The sequence below is a fragment of the Jeotgalibacillus sp. S-D1 genome (assembly GCF_004358665.1).
Taxonomy (GTDB): Bacteria; Bacillota; Bacilli; order Bacillales; family Jeotgalibacillaceae; genus Jeotgalibacillus.
Genome location: NZ_SMZR01000001.1, coordinates 215,486 through 227,930 on the forward strand (window position 1 = coordinate 215,486; position 12,445 = coordinate 227,930).

General features: G+C 40.6%; 11 protein-coding genes. All 11 read left to right on the forward strand.

The features are described from left to right. The first annotated feature begins 6 nt into the window (after positions 1-6). The 11 genes from icd to E2R51_RS01120 all read left to right on the forward strand — a co-directional run bounded on the left by icd (position 7) and on the right by E2R51_RS01120 (position 12,376). Complete coding sequence (gene icd, locus E2R51_RS01070; RefSeq protein WP_133375178.1) at positions 7-1,275, forward strand: NADP-dependent isocitrate dehydrogenase; 1,269 nt, start codon at positions 7-9, stop codon at positions 1,273-1,275. A gap of 78 nt (positions 1,276-1,353) precedes the next feature. Further along, the gene (gene mdh / locus E2R51_RS01075) at positions 1,354-2,292 is read left to right on the forward strand and encodes a malate dehydrogenase (RefSeq protein ID WP_133375179.1); all 939 of its coding nucleotides are present in this window, start codon (positions 1,354-1,356) and stop codon (positions 2,290-2,292) included. A gap of 126 nt (positions 2,293-2,418) precedes the next feature. Beyond that, positions 2,419-2,895, forward strand: coding sequence for a MaoC family dehydratase (locus E2R51_RS01080; protein WP_133375180.1), 477 nt, complete (start codon positions 2,419-2,421; stop codon positions 2,893-2,895). A gap of 146 nt (positions 2,896-3,041) precedes the next feature. Next, positions 3,042-3,752, forward strand: coding sequence for a response regulator transcription factor (locus E2R51_RS01085; RefSeq protein ID WP_133375181.1), 711 nt, complete (start codon positions 3,042-3,044; stop codon positions 3,750-3,752). A 2-nt stretch (positions 3,753-3,754) separates the two neighbouring features. Then, the gene (gene pnpS, locus E2R51_RS01090) at positions 3,755-5,506 is read left to right on the forward strand and encodes a two-component system histidine kinase PnpS (protein WP_133375182.1); all 1,752 of its coding nucleotides are present in this window, start codon (positions 3,755-3,757) and stop codon (positions 5,504-5,506) included. Positions 5,507-5,855: 349 nt separating this feature from the next. Next, positions 5,856-8,486, forward strand: coding sequence for a DNA polymerase I (polA, locus tag E2R51_RS01095; RefSeq protein ID WP_205703300.1), 2,631 nt, complete (start codon positions 5,856-5,858; stop codon positions 8,484-8,486). A 22-nt stretch (positions 8,487-8,508) separates the two neighbouring features. Next, a complete protein-coding gene (gene mutM, locus E2R51_RS01100) occupies positions 8,509-9,381 on the forward strand; it encodes a bifunctional DNA-formamidopyrimidine glycosylase/DNA-(apurinic or apyrimidinic site) lyase (protein WP_133375183.1) in 873 nt (290 codons plus the stop codon). A gap of 16 nt (positions 9,382-9,397) precedes the next feature. Continuing rightward, positions 9,398-9,994, forward strand: a complete 597-nt coding sequence (gene coaE / locus E2R51_RS01105) for a dephospho-CoA kinase (RefSeq protein WP_133375184.1) — start codon at positions 9,398-9,400, stop codon at positions 9,992-9,994. 169 nt (positions 9,995-10,163) lie between these two features. Continuing rightward, complete coding sequence (locus E2R51_RS01110; protein WP_133375185.1) at positions 10,164-11,210, forward strand: glyceraldehyde-3-phosphate dehydrogenase; 1,047 nt, start codon at positions 10,164-10,166, stop codon at positions 11,208-11,210. Positions 11,211-11,461: 251 nt separating this feature from the next. Then, entirely contained in the window at positions 11,462-11,842 is a 381-nt protein-coding gene (gene speD, locus E2R51_RS01115; protein WP_133375186.1) for an adenosylmethionine decarboxylase, read from the forward strand. 150 nt (positions 11,843-11,992) lie between these two features. Next, the gene (locus tag E2R51_RS01120) at positions 11,993-12,376 is read left to right on the forward strand and encodes a hypothetical protein (RefSeq protein ID WP_133375187.1); all 384 of its coding nucleotides are present in this window, start codon (positions 11,993-11,995) and stop codon (positions 12,374-12,376) included. The last annotated feature ends 69 nt before the right edge of the window (positions 12,377-12,445 follow it).

Below are 12,445 nucleotides of genomic sequence, written 5' to 3' on the forward strand. Positions count from 1 at the left end.
TTATTCATGACACAAGGCGAAAAAATTACTGTTGACAATGGTACATTGAACGTACCAAACAATCCTGTAGTACCATTCATTGAAGGCGACGGCACAGGTCCTGATATCTGGGCTTCAGCTTCACGCGTATTGGATGCTGCTGTTGAAAAAGCATACAATGGCGATAAGAAGATTGTTTGGAAGGAAGTTCTTGCTGGGCAAAAGGCATTTGACGAAACGGGAGAATGGCTGCCGCAGGCTACACTTGATGCAATTAATGAATATTTCATTGCAATCAAAGGTCCTCTGACTACGCCAATTGGTGGCGGTATCCGCTCATTAAACGTAGCACTTCGCCAGCAGCTTGATCTATTTACTTGTCTTCGTCCAGTACGCTATTTTGAAGGTGTTCCTTCTCCAGTTAAGCGTCCGGAAGATACTGATATGGTCATTTTCCGTGAAAATACAGAGGATATCTATGCGGGTATTGAATTTGCTGAAGGTTCTGATGAAGTAAAGAAACTTATTTCATTTTTACAGGACGAACTTGGCGCTAAAAATCTCCGTTTCCCTGAAACATCAGGTATCGGTGTAAAGCCAGTTTCAAAAGAAGGAACGGAGCGTCTAGTACGTTCGGCTATTAATTATGCACTGACTGAAAACCGTAAATCTGTGACTCTCGTACACAAAGGAAATATTATGAAGTTTACAGAAGGAGCTTTCAAATCATGGGGCTATGATCTAGCTGAAAGAGAGTTCGGGGATAAAGTATTTACTTGGGCTCAATATGACAAGATCAAAGATGCTGAAGGCCTGGATGCGGCAAACAAAGCTCAAAGCGATGCAGAAGCTGCCGGGAAAATCATCGTAAAAGATTCCATTGCTGATATCTTCCTTCAACAAATTTTAACTCGTCCTGCTGAATTTGACGTTGTAGCAACAATGAACCTGAACGGAGATTATATTTCTGATGCACTTGCTGCACAAGTTGGCGGTATTGGTATTGCTCCTGGAGCAAACATTAACTATGATTCTGGACATGCAATCTTTGAAGCTACTCATGGTACAGCTCCTAAATATGCAGGTCTTGATAAAGTAAATCCATCTTCAGTCATCCTTTCAGGAGTGCTATTGCTTGAGCATCTTGGATGGTCTGAAGCAGCAGCTCTTGTTCTTTCTTCAATGGAAAAAACAATTGCTTCTAAAGTAGTAACCTATGACTTTGCCCGCCTTATGGATGGAGCGACAGAAGTTAAGTGTTCTGAATTCGGTACTGCACTTATTGAAAACATGTAAGAAAGATTTGGAACCAGGCTTTGCTTGCCTGGTTCCTTCTCTACATAATCAGCAAACAATGAACAGGGAGGAATTTCAATGGGTTTCAAGCGTAATAAGATTTCGATCGTTGGAGCAGGTTTTACAGGAGCAACAACTGCACTATTTCTTGCACAAAAAGAACTTGGTGATATCGTATTGGTTGATATTCCGCAAAATGAAGATCCAACCAAAGGTAAAGCGCTTGATATGCTCGAAGCAGGTCCTGTTTTTGGGTATGACGTAACAATTAAAGGTACATCTGATTATCAGGATACTGCTGATTCGGATGTAGTAATCATTACCGCGGGTCTTCCGCGCAAGCCGGGCATGAGCCGTGATGATCTTGTTCAGACAAACGAAAAAATTATGAAAGCTGTTACAAAGGAAGTGGCAACACACTCTCCAAACAGCACAATCATCGTTCTTTCAAATCCTGTTGATGCCATGACTTACACCGTTTATAAGGAATCAGGGTTTCCTAAAGAGCGGGTAATCGGCCAATCAGGAGTTCTTGATACAGCGCGTTTTAATACGTTTGTTGCCGAAGAACTGAATTTGTCTGTAAAAGATATTCAGGGCTTTGTATTAGGAGGACATGGAGATGACATGGTTCCATTGACTCGTTATTCAAACGCCGGTGGGATTCCCCTTGAAACATTAATTCCTAAAGAACGCCTTGATGCGATTATTGAACGTACCAGAAAGGGCGGCGGTGAAATTGTGGCACTGCTTGGCAATGGTTCTGCCTACTATGCTCCAGCTGCTTCTTTAATGGAAATGACAGAAGCTATTCTTAAAGATCAGAAGCGTGTCCTTCCTTCGGTGGCTTACCTTGAAGGAGAGTATGGCTTTGAAGGGATCTACCTGGGTGTGCCGACGGTTCTCGGAGGCAATGGCATTGAAAAGATTGTTGAACTTGAGTTAACTGAAGAGGAACAGGCTCAGCTTCAAAAGTCGGTTGATTCAGTAAAAAATGTAATGGGTGCATTAAGTTAAGAAATCTTAAAAGGAATCGCTGGTTTATGGCGATTCCTTTTCTGGTTGAAAATAGTTAGAAAAATGATACAATTATCACAATCTACTGTATAACGTAAAGTCACTGATGAACAAGGGGGAGTCACAATGTTGTTAGGAAAAAAAAGAAAAATCGGACGTAACATTGAAGATATGTCAATTGGGGAAAAATTAACGCTGACAGAAAAAATTGAAGACAAAGATTTACTGCTGTTTCTGGGCTTAACAAATGATGCAAATCCATTATATATACAGCATGATTATGCTGCGCAAACCCCGCATAAAAAGCCGATCGTTCCAACTATTATGCTGACTGGATTTATCACCTCTGCTGTTTCAAAGTATCTGCCGGGACCGGGCTCACATATTGTTGCTCAAAGCCTGACATTTCCGAAAGCGCTTCCACACTATGCTACTGTGGAATTCTTTTTCGAGGTTGTATCCATTGACCGGTCAAATTCTCAAGTGGAGATTTTTGTGAAAGCATTAAATGAAGATGGATATGAAGTAGTGAGAGGAAGTGTAACTGTCTGCCCTCCACATAAACTCGAGCGTTTTGATAGCTCAGCTCTGGATAATTTCTAAACAGTGGAAAAACTCAATAATTTTAAAATGAAAGCGCACACATATGCGCTTTTTTCTATTTTAATCGTCACAAACGCAGATCTGTACTATAATGAAGATGGTTATTGGATGATTAGCGGGGTTACTATAGTACTTGGAGGTAGAACATGAGTAAAAGAGTGTTAGTTGTAGACGATGAGCAGTCCATTGTAACATTATTACAGTACAATTTAGAACAAGCGGGTTATGAAGTCATTACAGCTCTGGACGGGGCAGCAGGAAAACAAAAAGCATTGGAAGAAAAGCCTGACCTTATTGTATTGGATTTAATGCTGCCAAAAATGGACGGCATCGAAGTTTGTAAACAGCTTCGCCAGGAACATGTGCAGATACCTATTATTATGCTTACCGCTAAAGATGATGAATTTGATAAAGTGCTTGGTCTTGAATTAGGGGCGGATGATTATATGACGAAGCCTTTTAGTCCAAGAGAAGTTGTAGCAAGAGCAAAAGCAATATTGCGTAGAACCAAACAGCCTGATGTTAAGGAACAGGAAGAAAATGGACTTTCTTTTGAAATTGGAGAAGTAAAAGTATTTCCTGAACAATATGAGGCTTATTTTAAGAATGAACAATTGGAATTAACTCCAAAAGAATTTGAGCTCCTTTTATATTTAATAGAAAATAAAGGCCGTGTCCTCACAAGAGATCAGCTGCTGCAGGCAGTCTGGAACTATGATTTTGCGGGAGATACCCGTATAGTTGACGTACACATAAGCCATCTTCGTGAAAAAATAGAGGAAAATACCAAAAAGCCGCTTTATATTAAGACGATCAGAGGGCTTGGCTATAAAATGGAGAAGCCTAAAGTGCAGTGAGAATGTCAAGTTTTCGAACGCGGCTTCTATTTGCGCTAATTTCATTAATTGTCTTAGTTTTAATCGGACTGGGAGTATTAATTGGTGAATTGTTTAAGTCTTACTATGTAAATGCACTCCACTCCCGAATTGAAAAAGAGGTTGAATTGGTTGTCAGTGAGCTGGAGCAGCAGCCCTCATTTTCTGAACTTGCCGTCTTGCGTTTTGACCGTCTTAGTAATGTTCTCGATATTAGAATTACCATAGCGGAACAGGGGGAAGGTACTGTTTATGATAGTGAAAATAATCTAATGATCGATCAGCATGAAGACACTATCCGAAAAATTCAAGCAGAGCCCCCTTCGGTAGAGGATTCCATCGTGAGATTCCCGGTGACAGAAGAAATAAACTACTATGCAAAAGGTGTTATGATTGGTGGCTCACCAGGAGTCCTGGTTATGGGAACTGAATTTGATGAGTTAAAAGAAGTATATCGTCAAATTTGGATTATCCTTTCCATCACACTTGGCGTTGCCCTTTTGATTATTATTTTATTGGGATCGAGAATAACGAATCAGTATACAAGGCCGATTGAGTCGGCTACCAAGGTTGCAATCGAACTGGCAAAAGGCAATTATCGCGCCAGAACATATGAGGACCGTGTGGATGAGACAGGTATGCTGAGCAATGCGATCAATGTTCTCGCCCGAAATCTCCAGGAAATGGTCACTTACCAGGCAATTCAGCAGGACCGTCTCCAAACTCTCATCGAAAATATGGGCAGCGGATTAATTATGATTGATCGGCAGGGGTTTATTGTTTTAGTCAATCGTTCTTTTTTGGATTTTTTCCGTGTAAGTATTGAAGATGTCTTAAATAAACGTTACGTGGATATTTTTACAGATGAAAAAGTACAGTTGCTTGCTGAAGAGGTTTTTATGACCGAACAAAGAGTGCGTAAGCAGGTACACCTGTCAGCTGCTTTATCAAAGCGCCATCTGGAAGTATATGGTGCTCCAATTATAGGGGAAGGCAGCGCCTGGCATGGCATCGTCCTGGTTTTTCATGATATTACAGAACTAAAAAAGCTGGAGCAGATGAGAAAAGATTTTGTAGCAAATGTATCTCATGAAGTAAAAACGCCAATTACATCTATTAAAGGGTTTACGGAAACGCTGCTGGATGGAGCATTAAATGATAAAGATGCGCTCGAAACATTTTTGTCCATCATATTAAAAGAAAGTGACAGGCTTCAGGCGCTTATCCAGGATCTTCTGGATCTTTCAAAGGTGGAACAGCAGGGGTTTAAACTTGCCATGTCTCAGATGGACATTGTTGAATTGCTGAAAGAAGTTGCCACGATGATGGAACATAAAGCATTAAAGAAGGATATGAACATTCGGCTTCTTGGTTGTAAAACAAGCACCATCGAAGGAGATCACGACCGATTAAAGCAAGTGTTTATCAATCTGATCAGCAATGCAATCACTTATTCACAGCCTGGCGGGGAAATTAGGGTCACTGTGGTTGATGGCGACAATGAAATTATTATAGAAGTGGAAGATGACGGAATTGGAATGGAAGAAGAGGAGATACCCCGGATCTTTGAACGTTTTTATCGCGTAGATAAAGCGAGAAGCCGGAATTCAGGCGGTACTGGCTTGGGATTGGCAATCGTAAAACATATTGTAGAGGTTCACTATGGAGAGTTATCTGTAAAAAGTAAACCCAACGAAGGTACTGCTTTCTCTGTTTCACTGCCAAAAAAACATTAGTTTTAAGGATGAAAGGGTTTTACATTCCCTTTACATAAAAAGGGTTTTTTCTTAACATTTGGTTGATAAGATACAAAGTGAAAACCCCTTCATCCAAGGAACCCAGAAAAAAGACGTGAACAGACCCCGTTCACGTCTTTTTTCATGTTAGCTTTTTCCTTATTCCCTACTTTCTAAAAAAATCAATTGAATAGGCAAAATTATTTCTAATAAATTGCCAAAGATAAAAAGAAAAGAAGGCGAAGAACAGCCCTTATTTTCTCTTTCATTTTGGTCATGCTAAAATATAGAGAGTGATGTTTTTATACAATACGTGTGGAAAAAACATGCAATTAGAGGAGGACTACTTTTGACCAAAAAAATGATGCTGATTGACGGCAATAGCATAGCCTATCGTGCTTTTTTTGCACTGCCGCTGCTCAACAATGACAAAGGGATACATACGAATGCTATATATGGTTTTACAACGATGCTGACAAAAATGATTGAGGAAGAAAAACCCAGTCATATCCTGGTGGCGTTTGATGCAGGAAAAACCACTTTCCGCCATAAAACATTTTCTGAGTATAAGGGTGGCCGTCAGAAAACACCTTCCGAATTATCTGAGCAATTTCCCTTCATCCGTGATTTATTAAATGCCTATTCTATTAAGCATTATGAATTAGACCAGTATGAAGCGGATGATATTATCGGCACCGTTTCCCTGCAGGCTGAAAAGAAAGGGTATAAAGTTGTAGTGGTATCTGGCGATAAAGATTTAACCCAGCTATCCTCTGACCAAACGAGGGTAGATATTACACGTAAGGGCATTACCGATATGGAGTCGTATACGCCTGAGCATATTCAGGAAAAGTACGGACTGACTCCTGAACAAATAATCGATATGAAAGGTCTCATGGGGGATTCATCCGATAATATTCCCGGAGTTCCCGGGGTAGGGGAAAAAACGGCCATAAAACTGTTAAAGCAGTTTGGCACGCTTGAGGATCTGCTTGAATCAACAGAAGAAGTAAAAGGAGCAAAATTGAAAGAAAAACTGATTGAGTTTAAAGATCAGGCAAAAATGAGCAAAAATTTAGCGACGATTACACGGGTGGCACCTGTTGAAATTAATTTTGAAGAATTAGAACGAGTGGAGCCGGATCAGGAAAAGCTGCGCACCATCTTTAAGGAATTGTCATTCAACTCCCTGCTGGAGAAGCTTAGCGGGAGCGAAGAAGAGGAAGAAATAAAATTAAAAGACTTAAAATGGGAGCGGGCGGATGCCATCACAAAGTCCATGCTGTCAGATCAAGCAGAACTTTACATCGAGCTTTATGATGTTAATTATCACACTGCACAGATCCTGGGTATTGGACTGCATCATTCAGATGGAACCTATTTTATTCCTGCAGATGTCGCACAACAGTCATCGCTTTTTAAAGCCTGGATAGAAGATGAAACCAAGCTGAAATCTGTATATGATGCAAAGCAGTCCATTATTGCCTTTAGCCGCTTAGGCATGGATTTGAAAGGAATTGACTTTGATTTACTGATCGCCTCTTATGTAATTGATGCGTCACAGGCTGCAGATGATTTTGCTTCTATTGCAAAGCGCCATGGTGCAGATGCAGTTCAATCAGACGAATCCTTATATGGCAAGGGTGCAAAGAAAAGTGTGCCGGAAGATGAGGTCCTTGGTGAGCATATCGCCCGCAAAGCTGCAGCCATTGGCAAAATCAAAGACCGCTGTGTAAATGAATTGGAGAAAAATGAACAGTATGACCTCTTTGAAGACCTTGAATTGCCATTGGCTGAAGTATTGGCTGAAATGGAGCGCAAAGGTGTTTTAGTTGATGTAAACCGTTTAAAAGAAATGGGAGAAGAACTAAAATCCAAATTAGCCCATATTGAAGCAGACATACACAGGCTTGCTGGAGAGACGTTTAATATAAATTCCCCGAAACAACTGGGTGTAATTTTGTTTGAAAAGCTCGGCCTGCCAGCGGTGAAAAAAACGAAAACCGGCTATTCCACTTCAGCGGATGTTCTGGAAAAGCTGCAGCCTGAGCATGAAATTATTGATCACATCCTGCTCTACAGACAGCTCGGAAAGCTGCAGTCAACCTATATTGAAGGATTGCTGAAAGTAGTCAACAAAGAAACGGATAAGATCCATACCCGCTATAATCAGGTGCTTACACAAACCGGCCGTTTAAGCTCCATCGATCCAAACCTGCAAAATATACCGATTCGTTTAGAAGAGGGCCGTAAAATCCGCCAGGCGTTTATACCATCAAAAGATGACTGGGTTATGTTCGCAGCAGATTACTCTCAAATTGAACTTCGTGTTCTTGCCCATATCTCACAGGATGATGGACTGATTGAAGCATTTAGAAATGATATGGATATTCATACGAAAACAGCCATGGATGTGTTTAATGTAGCACGGGAAGACGTCACCTCCGGCATGCGCAGACATGCAAAAGCGGTTAATTTTGGGATTGTTTATGGGATTAGCGATTATGGCTTGTCACAAAGCCTTGATATCCCAAGAAAAGAAGCTGCGGAGTTTATTAAACGCTATCTGGAAAGTTATCCAAAAGTAAAGGAATATATGGATGATATCATTCAAGAAGCAAAACAAAATGGGTATGTCTCAACCCTGCTGCAAAGAAGACGATATATACCTGAAATCACCAGCCGTAATTTTAATTTAAGAGGTTTTGCTGAACGAACAGCGATGAACACACCTATCCAGGGTACAGCAGCTGATATTATAAAAAAAGCAATGCTTGACATGGCTCTCCGTTTAAAAAAAGAAGGACTCAAAGCGAATATGCTTCTTCAGGTGCACGATGAGTTAATTTTCGAATGTCCAAAAGATGAGCTTGAGATCCTTCAGAAAATCGTACCCGAAGTAATGGAAAGTGCTGTGGAGCTTGTTGTGCCATTGAAGGTGGACTTTTCTTACGGAAACACCTGGTATGATGCAAAGTAATTAGAACTGAGGAGTGTCACAAATGCCGGAACTTCCAGAAGTAGAACATGTGAAAAGAGGGCTTGAACCTTATATCATTGGAGAAAAAATTATCTCGGTACACTTTTCCAAAACGGTGGAGCACTCTCATTCTGAGGGGAGGCAGGCGATTTTAAAAGGCCTGGAACTTCAGACGTTTTGCGAAAAAGTAAAAGGCTACACCATTAATCAAATTAAAAGACGGAGCAAATATTTGCTTATTGAGCTGGAGAATGGAGAAAACTCTGGCTTTCTTCTTTCCCATCTTGGTATGTCCGGTGCATGGTTTGCGGTTGATTCCATCGACATGATTACAGAAGGAAAATTCCGTAATCATGTACATGTCATTTTTACCTTTGAAAGTGGAAGACTGTTAATTTATTCGGATATAAGAAGATTTGGAGAGCTGCGATTTTTAGAAAATCTTGAGGACTATCCTCCAATAATTGCAATAGGTCCTGAACCGTTCGACGAAAATGCAGAGGAGCTTTTCTTAGCCGCTTTAAACCTGCCTAAATTCAATCAGAAACCGGTTAAAGAAGTTATTATGAATCATCAGGTTATTGCCGGATGCGGGAATATCTACGCAACAGAAGCGCTCTTCAGGTCCGGCATTCATCCTAAAAGAAAAGTGGAACGTATGGCCTTATCAAAAAGAATTGGGCTGTTTAAACAAATAGTTGAAGTATTGCAGGAGGGAATTGATGCAGGAGGAAGCAGCATCTCCGACTATCGGAACGTAAACGGTGAAGCCGGAAACATGCAGGACAGGCTGCAAATGTATGGAAGAAAAGTTTGTCCTGCATGCGGATCAGCTACAAAGCAAGCCGTTATTGGAGGACGAAATTCGCATTATTGTTCTGCATGTCAACGGTAAAGAAAGAAGGAGTAATATGATCATCGGACTTACAGGAGGCATTGCAAGCGGGAAGAGCACAATTGCCAAGTGGCTGCTGGAAAATGGCTACACGGTAATCGATGCGGATATCTCGGCTCGAAAAGTAGTGGAACCAAAACAGGAAGCGTACCGTAAAATAATAGAACAGTTCGGTCAGCAGATTGTAGCGGAAAATGGCATTATAGACCGGGCTCAGCTTGGTGCAATCGTTTTTGGCAACGAAGCGGAACGTGAAAAACTAAACCGGATTGTTCATCCTGCTGTAAGGAAAGATATGCTGGATCAGCAGGAGAAAGCCGTTAAAAATGGCGCGAAAACGGTTATTTTAGATATACCGTTGTTATTTGAAAGCCAGCTGCAATGGATGGTGGAAAAAATCATTGTTGTATATATTGCTCAGGAAGAACAGCTTAAAAGGCTGATGCTGCGAAACGATTATACTGAAGCCGAAGCACTAGCCAGAATTTCCTCACAGCTGCCGCTGGAAGAAAAAAGAAAGCAGGCAGATGCCGTCATTGATAATACAGGTTCAATCGAACAATCTGTTCAGCAGATGAAAGCGTTGCTTAAAGAATGGCAAGCGACTCCATAGTTAAGTTAAAATATGGTAAAATTAGAACAAAACGGTTCTTTTTTTACCATATTTCTTTATATGTTAAACATTCGATAAAAATTAGAATTTATTCTTTAAATATTAGTTGAATATGTTATACTAATTTTAGTTATTTCATTAACAGTATAACATTATTAGGGGGATCCTCATGAAAAGAACGAACATTGCAATTAATGGTTTTGGACGAATCGGAAGAATGGTGTTTAGAAAAGCAGTGATGGAAAAGAATTTAAACCTCGTTGCAGTAAATGCTGGCTACCCTGCTGAAACACTTGCTCATCTGTTAAAATATGATACAACTCATGGCATTTTTGATGCCGATGTACAAACAGAAGAGAATGCTTTAATTGTTAATGGTCACCGGATTGCCCTTGTAAATGAACGAGATCCTGCTAAGCTTCCATGGAAAAGCATGAATATTGAAATTGTAATTGAAGCAACAGGCAAGTTTAATGCGCGTGATAAAGCTGCTCTTCACCTGGATGCAGGAGCTAAAAAAGTGGTACTGACTGCACCCGGTAAAGAAGAAGATGTCATGATTGTTATGGGAGTGAATGAAAGCGTTTTAGACCTTGAAAAACATGATGTCATCTCAAACGCTTCATGTACGACGAACTGTCTTGCACCTGTTGCAAAAGTCCTGGACGAAGAATTTGGCATTGATAACGGACTAATGACAACCGTACACGCCTATACGAATGACCAGAATAATATAGATAATCCACACAAAGATCTTAGAAGAGCACGCTCATGTGCGCAGTCCATTATTCCTACTTCCACTGGAGCGGCGAAGGCTTTGGGGAAAGTCCTTCCAAACCTCAAAGGGAAATTACATGGAATGGCGCTGCGTGTACCTACACCGAACGTATCACTGGTGGATCTGGTAGTCGATGTAAAGAGGGAAGTCACAATTGATGAGATAAATGCTGCATTCAAAAAAGCAGCAGATAACGAGTTGAACGGTATTGTGTCATATACTTCAGAACCATTGGTATCAGTTGATTTTAATACCAATTCAAGCTCTGCCATTATCGACGGTCTTTCTACGATGGTAATGGGTGCAACGAAGGTAAAGGTTTTGGCATGGTACGACAATGAATGGGGATACTCGTGCCGTGTAGTTGATTTAGTAAACCATGTGGCGCATCAAATGCAGGAGTCTCCCACCCAAAGATCACAGGTAACGATGTCTTAATTTCCATTTAAAAAAACTGCGTATCGATGCGCAGTTTTTTTATGTTTTAATCCTCTGAATATGAAATAATCAAATTCTTTTATTGCAAAATGAATGTAAAAACCGTATACTGATTTTCGTGATCTAATTTGGTTCCACACAAATCACATCTTTACTTAAAGGGTTAGGACCTCATCGGACTAACTTTCCCCCGTGGTAAAGATTGTATGAACAACCAAATAGAATCAAATTTACATTAAGGGGGAACGATCATGGAAACAATGGGTCGTCATGTAATTGCAGAACTTTGGGGCTGTGACTTCGATAAGTTGAACAGCATGGATTTAATTGAACAAGTATTTGTAGATGCAGCACTAAAAACGGGTGCAGAAGTACGGGAAGTAGCTTTTCACAAATTTGCTCCCCAGGGTGTTAGCGGTGTTGTGATCATATCTGAATCACATCTTACCATTCATAGTTTTCCAGAACACGGCTATGCCAGCATAGACGTTTATACATGCGGCGATTTAGATCCAAAAATCGCAGCTAATTATATTGCGGAATCACTCGGAGCAAAAACGCAGGAAACGATTGAAGTTCCCCGCGGCATGGGCCCGGTAAGAGTAGGTCAGCCAACTGTCAGCGCAGTCTGATCGTGTCCTTTAAAAGAGATGCCTTGTGCGTCTCTTTTTTTATATGCAGCAAAATGTCGAAACTCCACCTAATTGCTTTTGTTCTTTTCCATAAATATTGATAGAATGAATAGTATCAAATTGATCAGAGTTATTCAGGAGGAGATTGGATTGGCAGGATTACGTGGAGTATTTAAACGGTTCAGTTCAGAATGTGAAACATCGGACCAGCATAGGGAAGAGGATTTACAGACAAACTATTATAAATCATCCTTAGACAAAGTTTTTACTGAGGTAAGAAAATATTATTCCTCACCACAGTACACAATCACTTCCGAGTCAAAAGAACATGGGGAAATAATGGTTCAAAAAACCAGCAGGCCATCTATGTTCATCATTGCAACAATTGTCAGCGTAAGACCTTTACATACTGCAGTGGACATTAAAGCATCGAGCGATCAAACGATTGTCGGAGGAGCATACCCGCGGCTTAAACAAGAAATTCTTTCCTGTTATAAAGCGCTGGGCCAGCAGCTTCGCAAGGCAGACCGCTGATACTACCTTGTACTTTAGGGCGATTTTTATTATGATAGAAGGAAATAATCACGTTGTGGAGCTGGTTTT